The following is a 17,396-nucleotide window of genomic DNA, read 5'->3' on the forward strand; positions in this document are numbered from 1 at the left end:
CTCTGCCCAGCGCCGCCGGAGCCCCGCGTCGTCGGCAGGGCGCCGTCCGGTGCCGGACGGCTGACGGCGATGCTAGGTGACGCAAACCCGCAGGTGGAGGTGGCCGAAACACCCGTTCGGGTGACAGGAAAGGTTGGGTGGGCAGGGGGGTGGATTCACCCTCTCGGGTGGTCCGGGTCGTGGGGCGACCCGGACCACCGGGAGACGTCAGGCCTGCGGCGGACGCGTCATCGCGAGCACGTCGAGCGCCGTGTCCAGCTGCTCGAGGGTCAGCTCACCGCGCTCGACGAAGCCCAGGTCGAGGGTCGCCTGGCGGATCGTGACGCCCGCCTTCACCGCGTGCTTGGCGATCTTCGCGGCGTTCTCGTAGCCGATCGTCCGGTTCAGCGGCGTGACGATCGACGGCGAGGACTCGGCCAGGGCACGCGCGCGCTCGACGTTGGGCGTCGTGCCCGCGATCGTCCGGTCGGCCAGGACGCGTGAGGCGTTGGACAGCAGGCGGATCGACTCGAGCACCGCCGAGGCGATGACGGGGATCTGGACGTTCAGCTCGAACGAGCCCGACGCACCGGCCCACGCGACCGTCGCGTCGTTGCCCACGACGCGCGAGCACACCATGAGCACGGCCTCGGGGACGACCGGGTTGACCTTGCCCGGCATGATCGACGAGCCGGGCTGCAGGTCGGGCAGCGCGATCTCGCCCAGCCCCGTGTTGGGCCCCGAGCCCATCCAGCGGATGTCGTTGCAGATCTTGGTGAGGCTGACGGCGATCGTGCGCAGCGCGCCCGACAGCTCGACCAGGCCGTCGCGGGACGACTGCGCCTCGAAGTGGTCGCGCGCCTCCGTCAGCGGCAGGCCGGTGTCCTCGACGAGCAGCGCGATGACACGCTGCGGGAAGCCCGCGGGCGTGTTGATGCCGGTGCCGACGGCCGTCCCGCCGAGGGGGACCTCCGCCGCACGCGGCAGCGCGGACCGCAGCCGCTCGACGCCGTAGCGCATCGCGGCCGCGTACCCACCGAACTCCTGGCCGAGCGTCACCGGCGTCGCGTCCATGAGGTGCGTGCGGCCGGACTTCACGACCTGCGCCCACGCCGTCGCCTTCTCCTCCAGCGCACCGGCGAGGTGCTCGAGCGCCGGGACGAGGTCGTGGACGACGCCCGCCGTCGCGGCTACGTGCACCGACGTCGGGAAGACGTCGTTGGACGACTGCGACGCGTTGACGTGGTCGTTCGGGTGCACGTCGCGGCCCAGCAGGCGCGTCGCCAGGGTCGCGAGCACCTCGTTGGTGTTCATGTTCGAGCTGGTGCCCGAGCCCGTCTGGTAGACGTCGACGGGGAAGTGCGCGTCGTGCACGCCGGACGCGACCTGGTCCGCCGCGGCGACGATCGCGTCGGCGACGTCCTGCTCCAGCACGCCCAGCTCGGCGTTCGCGCGCGCCGCGGCCTTCTTGACACGCGCCAGCGCCTCGATGTGCCCGCGCTCGAGCGTGCTGCCCGAGATCGGGAAGTTCTCGACCGCGCGCTGCGTCTGCGCCCGGTACAGGGCGTCCGCGGGGACGCGGACCTCACCCATGGTGTCGTGCTCGATGCGGAACTGGGGCGGGGCGCCGGTACCCGTGGCCGCGACGTCGGGACCGTTCGTGTCAGTCATGGGCTCATCCTTCCATCGCTGCCCCGGCCGCGTCCGGCGGCCCGACGTGACGCGGGCGCTCTCCGGTGGCGGAACGCAGCCACTCGTAGTCGGATGTTCAACGAACCGACCTTCCCGACGACGTGAGAGGTCAGGTACCTCCGTGCGACGACGCGCCGCCCTGCTCGCCCTGGTGCTCGTCGCGCCCCTGGCGGCGTGCGCGACGGCCGAGGCCGGACCGCCCACGCTGCTCTGGTACATCAACCCGGACTCCGGCGGTCAGGCGCGCATCGCGGCCGAGTGCACGGAGGAGTCCGACGGCGCGTACCGGCTGCAGACGTCGCTGCTGCCGCGTGACTCGCCGAGCCAGCGTGAGCAGCTCGTGCGTCGGCTCGCGGCCCGCGACGCGTCCATCGACCTCATGAGCATCGACCCGCCGTTCATCCCCGAGTTCGCCAACGCCGACTTCCTCGCCCCCGTCCCGCCGGAGGTCGCCGAGGCGGTCACGCAGGACGTCGCCGAGGGCGCCGTCGCGGGGGCCACCTTCGACGACGAGCTCGTGACCGTGCCCTTCTGGGCGAACACGCAGCTGCTCTGGTACCGCCGGTCGGTCGCCGAGGCCGCGGGCCTCGACATGACGCAGCCCGTCACCTGGGACCAGGTCATCGCGGCCGCAGCCGACCAGGACGTCACCGTCGCGGTCCAGGGGGTGCGCGCCGAGTCGTTGACGGTCTGGGTGAACGCGCTCGTCGAGTCCGCGGGCGGGCACATCCTGGAGAACCCGCAGGAGCAGGACCCGATGGCGGTCGTCCCGAGCCTGGACTCCGAGGCCGGGCGCACGGCCGCGCAGATCATCGCGGACCTCGCCGCGGCGGGCGTCGGGGGAGCGCAGCTGTCCAACGCGAATGAGGACATCAACGCCTCGATGTTCGAGGGCGACTCCGCCGGGTTCATGGTCAACTGGCCGTTCGTCTGGCCGCGCGCGCAGGCGGCCGTCGAGGGCGGCAGCCTCGAGCAGGCGGCGCTCGACGACTACGGCTGGGCGATGTACCCGCAGGCGGTCGAGGGCGAGGAGGCCCGACCGCCGTACGGCGGCATCAACCTGGGCGTCGGGGCGTTCAGCGAGCACGTCGACCTGGCGTACGAGGCGGCGCAGTGCATCGCCGACCCGCAGAAGCAGGCCGAGTACTTCCTGTCCGACGGCAACCCGCCGGCGTCGCTCAGCGCGTTCGACGACCCCGAGGTGCAGGAGACGTTCCCCATGGCGGACGTCATCCGCGAGTCGCTGCAGAACGCCGCCCCGCGCCCGCAGACCCCGTTCTACAACGAGGTGTCCTCGAGCGTGCAACGCACCTGGCACCCGCCCCGGTCGGTGTCCCCGGACACCAGCCCGGAAGCCGCCGACCGGCTCATCACCGACGTCCTGCAGGGGAGGTCGCTGCTGTGACCGCGACGACGACCACCGGCCCCACCGCGACGCCGGACGCCCCCCGCCGCAAGCCGCACCGCTCCGACCGCGCCCGCCAGGAGGCCCGCCTGGGCATGCTGCTGTGCGCCCCCGCGATCGTCGTGCTGGTCGCGGTCGTCGGGTACCCGATCCTGCAGGCCGTGTGGGACTCGCTGTACAGCTACAAGCTGACCAACCCCGACGCCCGCAGCTTCGTCGGCCTCGGCAACTTCGCGCTCGTCCTGTCCGACCCGATCTGGTGGCGGGCCCTGGGCGTGACCGTGCTGATCACGGTCGTCACGGTCGCCGTCGAGCTGGTCCTGGGGTTCGCGCTCGCGCTGGTGATGAACAACGCGCTGAGCACGCTGCGGCCCGCGCTGCGCACCGCGATCCTCATCCCCTACGCGATCATCACGGTCGTCTCGGCATTCGCGTTCCGGTTCATGTTCGACCTGACCAGCGGGTTCGTGAACGTGTGGCTGCCGTTCGTCGCCGACGACGTCGACTGGTTCGCGTCGTTCGGCACGTCCATGGCCGTCGTCGCGCTCTCGGAGATCTGGAAGACGACGCCCTTCATCTCGCTGCTGCTGCTCTCCGGCCTGGCGCAGGTGCCGGGCGAGCTGCAGGAGGCGGCCAAGGTCGACGGGGCGTCGTGGTGGCAGCGGATGCGCCGCGTGACGATCCCGAACATGAAGGCCGCGATCATGGTCGCCCTGCTGTTCCGCACGCTCGACGCGTTCCGCATCTTCGACAACATCTTCATCATGACGAACGGCGCGGCCGGCACCGAGTCCGTCGCCTTCCTCGCCTACCGGCAGACGATCCAACGGCTCGAGATCGGCATCGGCTCGGCCGTCTCGGTGCTCCTGACGATCGCGGTCGCGCTCATCGCGCTGATGTTCGTCAAGGGCTTCAAGGTCAACCTGGCGGCGTCGACGAGGGCGGGACGATGAAGGAGCGCAACAAGGCCTGGTGGTGGGTCGGGGGCCTCGCCATCTTCCTGTACTGCCTGTTCCCCGTCGCGTGGATCGTGTCGCTGTCGCTCAAGGCGCCGTCCGACCTCGACAACCGGTCGTTCCTGCCGTCTGCCGTCACGTTCGAGAACTACCAGCTGATCCTCACCGGCTCGGCCTCCGAGCTGTTCCTGCCGGCGCTGCGCAACTCCATCGGGATCTGTCTGATCGCCACCGGCATCGCCGTGGTCCTCGCCGCGCTGTGCGCGTACGCGGTGGCGCGGCTGGACTTCCCCGGCAAGGCGTTCGTCCTGGGGCTGTCGCTCGCGGTGTCGATGTTCCCGGTGATCTCCATCGTCACGCCGCTGTTCAACATCTGGCGCGCGATCGGCCTGTTCGACACGTGGGCGGGGCTGGTGATCCCGTACCTGTCCATCACCCTGCCGCTGTCCATCTGGACGCTCACGGCCTTCTTCCGGGAGATCCCCTGGGAGATGGAGCAGGCCGCGCAGGTCGACGGCGCGACGACCGCGCAGGCGTTCCGCAAGGTCATCGTCCCGCTCGCCGGTCCCGGTGTGGCGACGACCGCGATCATCGCGTTCTTCCTCGCCTGGAACGACTTCGTCTACGGCATCTCGTTGACGTCCACCGAGGCGGCGCGGCCCGTGCCGGCCGCGCTCGCGTTCTTCACCGGCGCCTCGCAGTTCGAGGAGCCCACCGGGGCGATCTCCGCCGCCGCCGTCCTCGTCACCGTGCCCGTCGTCGTGCTGGTGCTGCTGTTCCAGCGCCAGATCGTCGCGGGCCTCACCCAGGGTGCCGTCAAGGGCTGACCCGTCGTCCCACATCTCCCCAGGAGGAACGCCATGGCCGCGATCACGCTGAGCCACGTGGTGAAGAAGTACGCCGACGGGTTCCCGGCCGTGAACGACGTCAGCCTCGACATCGACGACGGCGAGTTCGTCATCCTCGTCGGGCCGTCGGGCTGCGGGAAGTCGACGCTGCTGCGCATGGTCGTCGGCCTGGAGGACATCACCGACGGTGAGATCAGGATCGACGGCGACGTGGTCAACGACAAGGCGCCCCGCGACCGCAAGCTCGCGATGGTGTTCCAGAACTACGCGCTGTACCCGCACCTGAGCGTCTACGAGAACATCGCGTTCCCGCTGCGCCTGGAGAAGGGCAAGTACTCCGAGGACGAGGTGCGCGCCCGCGTCCAGAAGGCCGCCGACACCCTCGAGCTGCACGAGCACCTCGAGCGCAAGCCCGCCAACCTGTCCGGCGGGCAGCGGCAGCGCGTCGCGATGGGACGCGCGATCGTGCGCGACGCCCGCGCGTTCCTCTTCGACGAGCCGCTGTCGAACCTCGACGCCAAGCTGCGCGGCCAGATGCGCACCGAGATCGCGCGCATGCAGCGCCGGCTGGGCACGACGACGCTCTACGTGACGCACGACCAGACCGAGGCCATGACGCTCGGCGACCGGGTCGCGGTGCTCAAGCGCGGTGTCCTGCAGCAGGTCGCGAGCCCGCGGGCGCTGTACGAGCAGCCCGTCAACCTGTTCGTGGCCGGCTTCATCGGGTCCCCGCCCATGAACTTCCTCCCCGGCGAGATCGACGGGGACGTCCTGCGGCTGCCCCTGGCCGACGTCCCGCTGACCGACGGCCTGCGCGCGCGCATCGGTGACCGGGACCTCGTCATCGTCGGGCTGCGCCCCGAGCACATCGAGGACGCCGGCACGCTCGACGACGACACGACCGCCGGCGGCGTGACGTTCGAGGCCGACGTCGACGTCGTCGAGTGGCTGGGCGCGGACCTCTACGCGTACGTGCCGTTCGAGACGCGCGACGACGTCGCGAAGACCCTCGAGGAGCTGGACCGGGACCTCGACGGGGAGGGCATGCGCACCCAGCTTGTCGCGGCCCTCGGTGCGGAGTCGCGCGTGCGCGACGGCGACGTCGCCGAGCTGTGGTTCGACCCGTCGCGGCTCCTGATCTTCGACCCCGAGACGGGCGACAACCTCACCTTCGACGAGGACTCCGCCCGCCGGTCGGACGACGAGAGCGTCGAGGAGCGCCGCCGCGCGACGGAACGCGCCCGCAAGCGCGCCGAGTCCCGCACGACCGCCCCCGCCGCCTGACCCACCCGCCCCCTGCCACCCCGCCCGCCGAGCTCGCACCTCCGGCGGGTCCTGGCTGGTGGCAGGCCGCCGAGGCACGAGCTCGGCTGCCGGGGTGGGGCGTCAGCCCTGGGGCGGGATGACGCCCGGGCCTGCGCCGATGTCGCCGATGACGTGCGCCGGACGGGTCCGGCCGTCGGCCAGGGTGTACTCGAGCGCGACGATCGCGCAGCGCCCGGCGGCGACCTCCTCCGCGAGCGACACCGAGTAGCCGTGGAGCTGACGGGCGGTGTGGAGCACGTGCTCGTGGCCGAGCGTCGCGGCGTCGAAGGAGTCCAGCGGCCGGCCCGTCGCGGTGAGGCGGACGATCGACGGGATGACCCGGTCGACGACGGCCTGCACGAACCCCGGCGGCACGTTGCCGTGCGTCATCGCGTCGACCGCCGCGGCGACCGCGCCGCACGAGTCGTGCGCGAGGACCACGACGAGCGGCGCGCCGAGCACCGTGACGCCGTACTCGATGGACCCGATGACGGTCGTGTCGAGCACGTGCCCGGCGGTCCGGACGACGAACAGGTCACCGAGCCCCTGGTCGAAGATGATCTCGGCGGCGACCCGGCTGTCCGAGCAGCCGAACAGCACCGCGAACGGGTGCTGCTCGGCGCTGAGCTCGGTCCGCCGGTCGATGCCCTGCGACGGGTGGAGCATGCGGTCGTCGACGAACCGCGCGTTGCCCGCGCACAGCTCGGCCCAGGCCTCCGCGGGGGTCCGCGGCGAGACCTCGCCCGCGCTCACGCGTCCGCCCCGGTCGAGACGGCGTCGCGCTGCTGTGCGGCCTCGAGCTCCGCGCCGGACGGTGGGTCGGCCCCGGGCCGCGACACCGTGAGGGCGGCGATGAGGGCGCACCGCGCGAGGACGCGCTCGACCGTCGCCGCGTCCACCTCGTGCAGCGCCGCGCGTCGGTCGGCGCCCAGCAGGCCCGCGGACCACAGCCCGTCGATCAGGCCACCCATGAAGGAGTCGCCGGCACCGACGGTGTCCGCGACCGTGACCCGCGGGGCGGGCACGCTCAGCCGTGCCCCGGCGGACGTGCTCGCGAATGCACCGTCCCCGCCGTGCGTGACGACGACGAGCGCGGGACCCGACCGGCTCCAGTCCTCGGCGACCTCGGCCGGTGCGACGCCCGGCAGCAGCCACGCCAGGTCCTCGTCGCTGACCTTGACGACGTCGGCCGCGCGGACCAGGCGCTCGACGACGGGCAGCACGTCGGCAGGGTCCCCCATGAGGGCCGGGCGCAGGTTCGGGTCGTACGTGGTCGTCGACGTCGCGCGCCGGCTCTCGAGCAGCTCGGCGACCCGGGGGGCGCCCGGCGTCAGCACCGTCGCGATCGACCCGGTGTGCACGACGAGCGCGTCGTCGTCCTCGTCCCACGTCGAGGGCAGGTCCCACTCGAGGTCGAACGCGTAGGTCGCGACACCGGCCGCGTCGAGGTGGGCGGTCGCCACGGGGGTGCGCGCGGGCGCGCGGTCCCCGCGCAGCACGCGCACACCCGACGCCTCGAGGTGGCGGCGCACGAGGTCGCCGTGCGCGTCCGGCGCGAGCCAGGTCAGCAGGTCGACCCGCCGGCCGAGCCGTGCCAGACCGAGCGCCACGTTGGCGGGGCTGCCGCCGGGGAAGTCGTCGCGCGACCCGTCGGGTCGCCTCACCGCGTCGACCAGCGCCTCGCCGATCACCAGGGCACGTCCGTGCGTGCTGTCGCTCACCGCTCCTCCTCCTCGTCGGGGCTGCCCGCCGGCTCCTCGCTCAGGTCGGGTCCGCCGTCGTCCGCCGCCGGCCCGCCGCGCGCGGCGGTGAGCCGGGCCCGGGCCCCGTCGAGCCACTGCTGGCAGCGCGCGGCGAGCGCCTCGCCCCGCTCCCACAACGCCAGGGACTCCTCGAGCGTGCCCGTGCCCGACTCGAGCCGAGCGACGATCGAGACGAGCTCGTCGCGGGCCTGCTCGTAGCCGAGGGCCGCGGGGTCGGGCAGGGCGGGGGTGGCGGCGCCACCCGTGCTGCTCGTCCCACCCGTGCTGCTTTTCCCACCTGTGCTGCTCGTCCCACCGGGGTCCGTCGTCTCGCGCGCTCGTGCCACGCGCACAGTCAACCAGCCCTCGCCGACAGCCCGCCCGTCGGCGACGACGGGTGGACGGGCCCGCCCGTCGTCGGTCCCGTGCGGGGGCTCACGCGTCGACCACGTCGGCCGCGAGCTCGCCCGCGGCGACGCGCACCCGCAGCCGGTCGCCCGCCGTGACCTCGTCGGGGCTGCGCACCACGGCGCCGTCGGCACGCTGGACGACCGCGTAGCCGCGCGCGAGCGTGGCCGCGGGGGACAGGGCGCGGACCTGGCCGGCGAGACGCGCGGTCGTCGTCGCGGCCTGGGCGAGCGCGGCGTCGAGCAGGGAGCGCGCGCGTGCGGTGTCCCGGTGCAGCGCGTCCTCGTGCGGCGCGACGAGCGTCTCGGGGCGCGCCATGACGGGCCGCGTGCGCACGTGCGCGAGCGCGGACTCCTCGCGGGCGATCCGGTGGGTCACCGCCGCGCGCGAGCGGGTCCGCGCCTGGACGATCCGTGCGCGCTCCTCGGTGACGTCCGGGACGACGCGCTTGGCGGCGTCGGTGGGCGTCGAGGCGCGCAGGTCGGCGACGAGGTCGAGCAGCGGGGTGTCCAGGTGGTGGCCGATGGCGCTGATCAGCGGCGTGCGGCAGGCGGCTGCCGCCCGCACGAGCGTCTCGTTGCTGAACGGCAGCAGGTCCTCGAAGGAGCCCCCGCCGCGCGCGACGACGACGACCTCGACGCGGGGGTCGGCGTCGAGCTCGGCGATCGCGGCGCTCACCTCGGGCACGGCGGAGGGGCCCTGCACCGTGACGCGCCGGATCTCGAACTGCACCGCCGGCCAGCGGGCCCGCGCGTTCGACACGACGTCGTGCTCGGCGTCGCCCTGCTGCGCGCAGACCAGCCCGACGACCGCGGGCAGGAACGGCAGGGGGCGCTTGCGGGAGTCGTCGAACAGCCCTTCGGCGGCGAGCACGCCCTTGAGGTGCTCGATGCGGGCGAGCAGCTCACCCAGCCCGACGAGCCGCACGCGGTCCGCCGCGAACCCCAGCGACCCCTTCTTCACCTGGTACTGCGGCCGTGCGTGCACCACGACGTGCGCGCCGTCGGCGAACTTCTCTCCCAGGCTCATGGCCGCGACCGCGGGCAGCGTCACCGACAGCGACATGTCGAGGTCGGTGTCGCGCAGCGTGAGGAACAGCAGCGTGTTCCAGCGGCGCACGTTGAGCACCTGGCCCTCCACCCACACCGGCGGCATGCGGGCGACGTAGTCCGCGACCTTCGGGGCCAGGTGCCGCACGGGCCACGGGCGCTCGGGTGTCGTGTCGCCGGCCATCAGGGGCAGTGGCAGGCGCTCCTGCGGTGCGTTCGTCGGGTCGGGCACGCCCCCAGCCTGCCCCACGCCGGTGACACCAGGCGGCGGTGTCGTGGAGGTCGGGTGACGGTGGCGCCCGTCACCCCGGGTCCGGGCGGGGTCCCGCCTAGACTGGTGGGGTGACCCAGCCCGCCCCCGCCCCCCTCGACGTGCCTGCGGACCGTCCCCGCAAGCGTGTGCTGCTCGCGGCTCCCCGCGGGTACTGCGCGGGAGTGGACCGCGCGGTCGTCGCGGTCGAGAAGGCGCTCGACCACTACGGCGCCCCGGTGTACGTCCGCAAGGAGATCGTGCACAACCGGCACGTCGTCGAGACGCTGGCGGCGCGTGGCGCGGTGTTCGTCGACGAGACCGACCAGGTCCCCGAGGGCGCGCGCGTGGTGTTCTCCGCTCACGGCGTCTCCCCGGCCGTCAAGGCGTCGGCCGCCGCCCGCAACCTGCAGACGATCGACGCGACGTGCCCGCTGGTCACCAAGGTGCACAAGGAGGCCGTGCGGTTCGCGGCCGAGGACTACGACATCCTGCTCATCGGTCACGACGGGCACGAGGAGGTCGAGGGCACGCAGGGTCACGCGCCCGAGCACATCCAGGTGGTGAACTCCCCGGCCGACGCCGACCACATCGAGGTGCGCGACCCGCAGCGGGTCATGTGGATCTCGCAGACCACGCTGTCGGTCGACGAGACGATGGAGACGGTCCGCCGGCTGCGCGTGAAGTTCCCGCACCTCGAGGACCCGCCGAGCGACGACATCTGCTACGCGACGCAGAACCGCCAGGTGGCGGTCAAGAAGCTCGCGCCGGCGTGCGACGTCGTCATCACGGTCGGGTCGTCCAACTCCTCGAACTCGGTGCGGCTCGTCGAGGTCGCGCTGGACGCGGGCGCCCGCTCGTCGTACCGCGTCGACAAGGCCTCCGAGATCGACCCGGCCTGGCTCGACGGTGCGACGACGGTCGGTGTGACGTCGGGCGCATCGGTGCCGGAGATCCTCGTGAACGACGTGCTGGCCTTCCTCGCGCAGCACGGCTTCGCTGACGTCGAGGAGGTGCGGACGGCGACCGAGGACCTCATGTTCTCGCTGCCTCGCGAGCTGCGCGCCGACCTCAAGGCCGCCGGGGAGAACCCCGGTCGGCCGCGCCCGGAGGGGCGTCGGAGTCTCGCGGTCGAGCCCGTCTGACGCCGGGACGCCCGCGCCGCGCGCGGGCGTCGGCGGTCCGGTGGGCAGCGGTCACGCCGTCGACGCCCCCGGGTCCACCCGCGAGCGCGTCGCGACCTCGTCGTCGAGCGCTCGTGCGTCGCGTCGCGCGGCCCGGTCACCGAGCACCAGGTCGTCCAACGCGATCACCTGGTCCGTCTCCGACGCGACGAGCTCGGGTGCGCTGAGCGCCGTCAGCCGCGGGTTCGCCGGCTCGGGGGTGGGCAGGTCGCCGTCGACCACGTGCAGGTCGGCGAACCGCCGCGCGCTGACCAGCACCCGCGTCTCGAGCGACCCGACGGCCTGGTTGTAGGCGCCCGCCGCGGCGTCGATCGCGCGTCCCAGCCGGCCCAGGTGGCTGCCCATCGTCGCGAGCCGGCCGTGCAGCTCCTTGCCGAGGGTGAGCACCTGCTGGGCGTTGGCGGCGAGCGCGTCCTGCCGCCACGCGTACGCGACGGTTCGCAGCAGCGTGAGGAGCGTGACGGGGGTGGCGATGACGACGTTGCGCTCGAAGGCGTACTCGATGAGCGTCGGGTCCTGCTCGGCGGCGGCGTGCAGGAACGACTCGGCCGGCACGAACATCACGACGAACTCCGGCGCCGGCGCGAACTGGTCCCAGTAGCGCTTGGACGCGAGGTCGTCGACGTGCTTGCGGACGTGCCGTGCGTGGGCCGCGAGCCGCTGCGCGCGGACCGTCTCGTCGGAGGCCTGCGCCGCGTCGAGGAAGCCGAGGAACGCCACCTTCGCGTCGACGACCACCTGCTTGCCGCCCGCCAGGCGCACCACCATGTCGGGTCGCTGCAGCCCGTCGTCCGTGCGCACCTGCTCCTGCTCGACGAAGTCGACGTGCGCGAGCATGCCCGCCGCCTCGACGACGCGACGCAGCTGCACCTCGCCCCACCGCCCCCGCACCTGCGACGAGCGCAGGGCGGTGACGAGCTGGGAGGTCTCGCCGCGCAGCTGCTCGGACGCTGCACGCATCGCCTTGACCTGCTCGCCGAGCGCGGCGTTGCCCTCGATCCGGGCGCGCTCGGCCTCGACGAGCTCGGACCGGACGTGGTCCAGCGTGCGCGACAGCGGCTCGACCATCGCGCGCACCGCCTGCTCGCGCTGCACGAGCTCACCGACCTGCGTCTGGTGCTCCGCGGCGAGCCGCTGGTGGGCGAGGGCGAGGAACTGCTCGCTGGTCGCCGCGAGCGCCTCGTCCGCGAGCGCCCGGAACCGGTCGCCGGCGCCGGCCCGCTCGGCCTCGAGCTGCGCGCGCGCCCGTGCGGCGTCGACCTGGGCGTCGCGCAGGCTCTCGTGCGCGGCCCGGGCGGTGCGCGCCGAGGCCAGCACCCAGGCGACGACGCCCCCGAGCGCCGCCCCCACGAGCAGGGCGCACAGCAGCAGCGGCACGGCGGCGGTGCCGAGGGCGGCGTCGGGGTCCATGGTGCGCAGCGTGCCAGGGACCACCGACACCCGTCCTGCGACGGAGCCGACCATCCGTCCGGCGGCCGATCCGCGGGCGTGCACGGACCCCTATCCTCGGTCGGGTGACGACGCCCGCCCCGCTCCCGCCGTCTGCGCCCGGCCCCGTGCCCGGGCCCGTCCCGGGACCCGCCCCCGGGACGCCCGCACCGGTGCCCGGCGCGCCGGCGATCGTGCTGCAGAACCTGTGGCGGCGCTTCGGGCAGAAGGTCGCGGTCGCCGGCGTCGGCCTGACGATCCCCACCGGGTCGTTCTACGGCCTGGTCGGCCCCAACGGCGCCGGCAAGACGACGACGCTGTCGATGGCCACGGGCCTCCTGCGGCCCGACGCGGGCACCGTCCACGTGCACGGCGTGGACCTCTGGGCGCACCCGGTCGAGGTCAAGCGGACCATCGGGGTGCTCCCGGACGGCGTGCGCCTCTTCGACCGGCTCACCGGCGCGCAGCTCGTCACGTACGCCGGGCTGCTGCAGGGCCTCGACCGCCCCACGGTCGTGTCGCGCACGCGCGACCTGCTGGCGGCCGTCGGGCTCGAGCAGGACGCCGACACGCTCGTCGTCGACTACTCCGCGGGCATGACGAAGAAGGTCGCGCTCGCGTGCGCGCTCGTCCACGCGCCACGCGTCCTGGTGCTCGACGAGCCGTTCGAGGCCGTCGACCCGGTCTCGGCGGCGAACATCCGCGAGATCCTCCACCAGTACGTCGCGGGCGGCGGGACCGTCGTCGTGTCGTCGCACGTCATGGACCTCGTGCAGCGCATGTGCGACCACGTCGCCGTGATCGCCGAGGGGCACGTGCTCGCCGCGGGCACCGTCGACGAGGTCCGCGCGGGACGTTCGCTCGAGGAGCGGTTCGTCGACCTCGTCGGCGGCCGGATCACCGGGGAGGGCATCGCGTGGTTGCGCACCTCGTCCGACTGAAGCTCACGCTGCTGCGCAACGGCCTGCGCCGCAGCCCGTGGCAGGTCGTGGGCGTCGTCCTCGGCGCGGTGTACGGCCTGTCGGTGCTGGCGCTCGCGCTCGCGGGGCTGTTCGCGCTGGGCTTCGCCGACGAGGACGTCCGCGCCGACGTGCTCGTCGTCGCCGGCTCGCTCGTCGTCCTGGGCTGGTGGGTCGTCCCGCTGGTGGCCTTCGGCGTCGACGCGACGCTCGACCCCCGGCGCTTCGTGACGTTCGGGGTGCCGCGCCGCGACCTGCTCGTCGGGCTCACGCTCGCCGGGCTGATCGGCGTCCCGGGACTCGTCACGACGCTGACCGCGCTGGCGACGCCGCTGGCGTGGTGGCGTGACCCCGCCGCGGCGCTCGCGGCCCTCGTCGGCGGTGCGCTCGCGGTGCTGGCGTGCACCGTGGGGGCCCGTGCGACCACGACCTCGCTCGCGCCCGTCATCGGTCGGCGGCGCGTGCGGGAGGTCGCCGCAGGGCTCGCGATCCTGCCCTTCCTCTTCCTCGGCCCGATCCTCAGCGCGGTCGCGGAGGGCGCGTCGAGCGTCGAGAGCCTGCGGTCCGTCGCGGACGTGCTGGCGTGGACGCCGCTCGGCGCCCCCTGGGCCGTCGCACCGGCGGTCGCGGCGGGCGACTGGACGGCGGCCCTCGTCCGGCTCGCGGTCGCCCTGGTCACGATCGTGGGGGCGACCCGCGTCTGGTCGTGGGCGCTGGACCGCACCCTCGCCGAGCCCGTGAGCGCGGGCGGGGACTCGCGCGCCCGCGGCCTCGGCTGGTTCGCCCGGATGCCCGCGACGCCGACGGGTGCCGTCGCGGCGCGCGCCGCGACGTACTGGCTGCGCGACCCGCGGTACGCGATCGCGGTGGCGATCGTGCCCGTGATCCCCGTCCTGCTCGCCATCTCCTCGCCGGACGGCACGATGGTCCTGATCGCCGGGCCGGCGGCGGCGCTGACGGTCGGCTGGAGCATCTCGGCCGACCTCGCGTACGACGGCACGGCGTACGCGGCGCACCTCGCCTCCCCGCTGCGCGGCGTCGCCGACCGGTGGGGCCGGGTCGCGGTGGCGGGGACGCTCGGTCTCGTCGTGACGCTCGTCCTGGTGGTCGGGACGGTCGCGTACGTCGACCGGTGGGACACCCTGCCGGCCCTCCTGGGGGCGAGCGTGGGCCTGCTGCTCACGGCGCTGGGCGGGGCGAGCGTGGTGTCCGCCGCCGTCGTGTACCCCGTGCAGCAACCGGGGGAGAACCCGTTCGGCACCAAGCAGGGCGCCAGCGCGGCCGCGTTCACCTCGCAGATGGCGGGGTTCACGGCGGTGGCCGCGCTCGCGGCGCCGACGCTGGTCCTGGCGCTGCTCGCCGTCGGCCGCGGCTCTGCCCTGCTCGGCTGGGTGACGCTGGTGGTGGGCGTCGCCCTGGGCGCGGTGGCGCTGGTCGTGGGGGTGCGGCTGGGCGGGTCGATGCTCGACCGGCGCGGCCCCGACCTGCTGCAGCGCATGCGCGCGTTCACCTGAGCCGTGCGCACCGCCGCCGGCACGGTGCCATGGTGCGGGTCCGGCTGCGGGTCCGCCGTGTGACGGCGCCCGCGTAGACTCGTCCCCCGTGGCTCTCACGATCGGTATCGCCGGACTGCCCAACGTCGGCAAGTCCACCCTCTTCAACGCGTTGACCCGTGCGCAGGTCCTCGCGGCGAACTACCCGTTCGCGACGATCGAGCCGAACGTGGGGGTCGTCCCGCTGCCGGACCCGCGCCTGGCGACGCTCGCCGAGATCTTCGGCTCCGAGCGGATCCTGCCCGCGACGGTGTCGTTCGTCGACATCGCGGGGATCGTCCGCGGCGCGAGCGAGGGCGAGGGCCTGGGCAACAAGTTCCTCGCGAACATCCGGGAGGCCGACGCGATCTGCGTCGTGACGCGCGCGTTCGCCGACCCCGACGTGGTGCACGTCGAGGGGCGCGTCTCCCCGAAGGACGACATCGAGACGATCCACACCGAGCTCGTCCTGGCGGACCTGCAGACCCTCGAGAAGGCCGTGCCGCGTCTCGAGAAGGAGGTCCGGACCAAGAAGGCGGACGCCGCCGAGCTCGCCTCGGCGCAGCGGGCGCTGACGCTCCTCGAGGCGGGCACGCCCCTGTTCCAGGGTGCCGCGGCCGCGGGTCTGGACCTCGCGGACCTCGCGACGTTCCAGCTCATGACGACCAAGCCGTTCATCTACGTCTTCAACACCGACGACGCGGGCCTCGCGGACGAGGCCATGCAGGCGGACCTGCGCGCGTACGTCGCCCCGGCCGACGCCGTCTTCCTCGACGCCAAGTTCGAGTCGGAGCTGGTCGAGCTCGAGGAGGACGAGGCGCGCGAGATGCTCGAGTCCAACGGTCAGGACGAGGCGGGCCTCGACCAGCTGGCACGCGTCGGCTTCCACACCCTGGGCCTGCAGACGTACCTCACGGCCGGCCCCAAGGAGTCGCGCGCCTGGACGATCCGGAAGGGCTGGACGGCCCCGCAGGCCGCCGGCGTCATCCACACGGACTTCCAGAAGGGCTTCATCAAGGCCGAGGTGATCTCGTTCGACGACCTCGTCGAGACAGGCTCGGTCGCCGCGGCCCGCGCCGCCGGCAAGGCCCGCATCGAGGGCAAGGACTACGTCATGTCCGACGGGGACGTGGTGGAGTTCCGCTTCAACGTCTGACCGCGCTCCGGGCCGCGCTCGAGGGATGCCGGTGCCGGATCGTCGGGCGACCGTCGTCGCCCGGGTCGATGTGGCCGCGGGCTCAGTCCGGGCCGGGACGCCGGCGGTCCTGCTTGAGCGCGGCGCGCTCGCTCTTGTCCTGCAGCCGGCGCCGGTGCGACCCGCGCGTGCGTCGGGTCGGACGTCGCGGCGTCGGGGGAGCGACGGCCTCGCGCAGCAGCTCGGCGAGCCGGTGCCGCGCGGCGGTCCGGTTCTGCCGCTGCGAGCGGTGCTCGGCGGCGCTGATGGTGAGCACGGTGCCCGACAGCCGCGGCGCGAGCCGGTCGAGGACGAGCGCGCGCTGGGCGTCGTCGAGGGCCGTCGTGGTCCCGAGGTCGATGCTGAGCTGCACGCGCGAGTCGGCGGTGTTGACGCCCTGCCCCCCGGGCCCGGACGAGCGGGAGAACTGCTCGACCAGCTCCCCGGCGGGCACCGTGAGGCCCGCGGGGGCGCCGGGTCCGGGGGAGACGTGCAGGTCGTCCACGCCCTCAGTGTGACGCGTGTGCGCGCACCGGCGTCACCCGTGGGTCCGCAGCGCGGCCGGCCCGTCATCGCGTGACCTGGCGTGATCGGCGTCACCACGCCACGATGGGGTGCATGGCGACGACGCTGACGGGGACGCAGGTCGCGGACCTGGGCCTGACGGGGTGGGTCTACCTGGTGGGCGCGCTGCGCACCCGGGTCGCGACGGGGGACTTCACGGGCGGCCTCGCGCTGGTGCAGGCGATCGGCGCCGCGGCCGAGGAGGCCGACCACCACCCGGACCTGGACCTGCGGTACGACCGCGTCGACGTGCGGCTGCACAGCCACGACGCCGACGGCGTGACGCAGCGCGACGTCGACCTGGCCCGGACGATCTCGCGCCTGGTCACCGAGGCGGGCCTGACGCACGACGGGTCGGCCCTGCAGAGCGTCGAGCTGGCGCTGGACTCGCCGGACGCCGCCGCGATCCTGCCGTTCTGGGGTGCCTTCCTCGACTACGAACGCCGGCCGGGCACTGACGACGAGGTCCGGGACCCGACCGGTGCCCACCCGACGCTCTGGGTCCAGGCGTCGGGTGCGGACGAGCCGCGGCAGCGCTGGCACCTCGACGTGTGGGTCGACCCGTCCCGGGTGCAGTCGCGCATCGACGCGGCCGTCGCGGCGGGCGGGCGCGTGGTGGACGACTCGGCGGCGCCGAGCTTCTGGGTGCTCGCCGACGCCGAGGGCAATCGCTCGTGCCTGTGCACGTGGCAGGACCGGGAGGCCGGGGAGTGACCCCGTCCACGCGACGCGCGCGCCCCCCATAGCAGATCACGGGCGGCAGTGCGTCCACCGGACGAGTGGAAACACCCGATCGTGGGATGTGTCGGCGTCGTTACGGGGGAGTTTCCCTCGATCACGTCTCGCATCATGGACGGTACTGACCAGTATCAATCAGGTAACGATCGACATGGGCGCTCGTCCATGTCTCCTATGTCCCCT

The 17,396-nt window shown here is 73.6% G+C and carries 16 protein-coding genes; 9 read left to right on the plus strand and 7 right to left on the minus strand.

Annotated elements, in window-relative coordinates; all coding sequences use genetic code 11:
• Positions 1-207: 207 nt before the first annotated feature.
• Positions 208-1,650: a class II fumarate hydratase gene (locus tag OKX07_RS05390; RefSeq protein ID WP_265630829.1), complete on the minus strand. Its 1,443-nt coding sequence runs from the start codon at positions 1,648-1,650 to the stop codon at positions 208-210.
• A gap of 142 nt (positions 1,651-1,792) precedes the next feature.
• Between OKX07_RS05390 and OKX07_RS05395 the strand changes: the two genes are divergently transcribed.
• From OKX07_RS05395 to OKX07_RS05410, 4 genes are read left to right on the plus strand one after another with little or no spacing between them, the layout of a single operon-like run.
• Positions 1,793-3,076: an extracellular solute-binding protein gene (locus tag OKX07_RS05395; RefSeq protein ID WP_265630830.1), complete on the plus strand. Its 1,284-nt coding sequence runs from the start codon at positions 1,793-1,795 to the stop codon at positions 3,074-3,076.
• Entirely contained in the window at positions 3,073-4,029 is a 957-nt protein-coding gene (locus OKX07_RS05400; RefSeq protein WP_265630831.1) for a carbohydrate ABC transporter permease, read from the plus strand. The genes OKX07_RS05395 and OKX07_RS05400 overlap by 4 nt, the downstream gene beginning before the upstream one ends.
• Positions 4,026-4,859: a carbohydrate ABC transporter permease gene (locus OKX07_RS05405; RefSeq protein ID WP_265630832.1), complete on the plus strand. Its 834-nt coding sequence runs from the start codon at positions 4,026-4,028 to the stop codon at positions 4,857-4,859. The genes OKX07_RS05400 and OKX07_RS05405 overlap by 4 nt, the downstream gene beginning before the upstream one ends.
• Positions 4,860-4,892: 33 nt before the next feature.
• Entirely contained in the window at positions 4,893-6,164 is a 1,272-nt protein-coding gene (locus OKX07_RS05410) for an ABC transporter ATP-binding protein (protein WP_265630833.1), read from the plus strand.
• Between the two features lie 102 nt (positions 6,165-6,266).
• On the opposite strand, the gene OKX07_RS05415 is transcribed toward OKX07_RS05410, so the two are convergent.
• From OKX07_RS05415 to xseA, 4 genes are all read right to left on the minus strand, one after another.
• A complete protein-coding gene (locus tag OKX07_RS05415; protein ID WP_265630834.1) occupies positions 6,267-6,938 on the minus strand; it encodes a carbonic anhydrase in 672 nt (223 codons plus the stop codon).
• A complete protein-coding gene (locus tag OKX07_RS05420) occupies positions 6,935-7,906 on the minus strand; it encodes a carbohydrate kinase family protein (RefSeq protein ID WP_265630835.1) in 972 nt (323 codons plus the stop codon). Before OKX07_RS05420 ends, OKX07_RS05415 begins: the two co-directional genes overlap by 4 nt.
• Positions 7,903-8,169, minus strand: a complete 267-nt coding sequence (locus OKX07_RS05425) for an exodeoxyribonuclease VII small subunit (RefSeq protein WP_265631816.1) — start codon at positions 8,167-8,169, stop codon at positions 7,903-7,905. Before OKX07_RS05425 ends, OKX07_RS05420 begins: the two co-directional genes overlap by 4 nt.
• Before the next feature lie 193 nt (positions 8,170-8,362).
• Positions 8,363-9,568 (minus strand): exodeoxyribonuclease VII large subunit, encoded by a 1,206-nt coding sequence (xseA, locus tag OKX07_RS05430; RefSeq protein ID WP_265631817.1) that lies wholly within the window; start codon positions 9,566-9,568, stop codon positions 8,363-8,365.
• Between the two features lie 158 nt (positions 9,569-9,726).
• Between xseA and OKX07_RS05435 the strand changes: the two genes are divergently transcribed.
• Positions 9,727-10,779, plus strand: a complete 1,053-nt coding sequence (locus OKX07_RS05435; protein WP_265630836.1) for a 4-hydroxy-3-methylbut-2-enyl diphosphate reductase — start codon at positions 9,727-9,729, stop codon at positions 10,777-10,779.
• A gap of 51 nt (positions 10,780-10,830) precedes the next feature.
• Here OKX07_RS05435 and rmuC read toward each other — a convergent pair whose 3' ends face one another.
• A complete protein-coding gene (gene rmuC, locus OKX07_RS05440; RefSeq protein ID WP_265630837.1) occupies positions 10,831-12,228 on the minus strand; it encodes a DNA recombination protein RmuC in 1,398 nt (465 codons plus the stop codon).
• A gap of 104 nt (positions 12,229-12,332) precedes the next feature.
• Between rmuC and OKX07_RS05445 the strand changes: the two genes are divergently transcribed.
• The 3 genes from OKX07_RS05445 (at position 12,333) to ychF (ending at position 15,893) form a co-directional block, all read left to right on the plus strand.
• Entirely contained in the window at positions 12,333-13,187 is an 855-nt protein-coding gene (locus OKX07_RS05445) for an ABC transporter ATP-binding protein (protein ID WP_416220827.1), read from the plus strand.
• Positions 13,163-14,719, plus strand: a complete 1,557-nt coding sequence (locus OKX07_RS05450; protein ID WP_265630838.1) for a hypothetical protein — start codon at positions 13,163-13,165, stop codon at positions 14,717-14,719. The genes OKX07_RS05445 and OKX07_RS05450 overlap by 25 nt, the downstream gene beginning before the upstream one ends.
• An 88-nt stretch (positions 14,720-14,807) precedes the next feature.
• A complete protein-coding gene (ychF, locus tag OKX07_RS05455) occupies positions 14,808-15,893 on the plus strand; it encodes a redox-regulated ATPase YchF (RefSeq protein WP_265630839.1) in 1,086 nt (361 codons plus the stop codon).
• 82 nt (positions 15,894-15,975) lie between these two features.
• Here ychF and arfB read toward each other — a convergent pair whose 3' ends face one another.
• Positions 15,976-16,416: an alternative ribosome rescue aminoacyl-tRNA hydrolase ArfB gene (gene arfB / locus OKX07_RS05460; RefSeq protein WP_265630840.1), complete on the minus strand. Its 441-nt coding sequence runs from the start codon at positions 16,414-16,416 to the stop codon at positions 15,976-15,978.
• 113 nt (positions 16,417-16,529) lie between these two features.
• Between arfB and OKX07_RS05465 the strand changes: the two genes are divergently transcribed.
• Positions 16,530-17,189 carry a 4a-hydroxytetrahydrobiopterin dehydratase gene (locus OKX07_RS05465; protein ID WP_265630841.1) on the plus strand — a complete coding sequence of 220 codons (660 nt, stop codon included), beginning with the start codon at positions 16,530-16,532 and terminating at the stop codon, positions 17,187-17,189.
• Positions 17,190-17,396: the final 207 nt, after the last annotated feature.

It is taken from the genome of Cellulomonas sp. S1-8 (assembly GCF_026184235.1).
Lineage (GTDB): Bacteria > Actinomycetota > Actinomycetes > Actinomycetales > Cellulomonadaceae > Cellulomonas.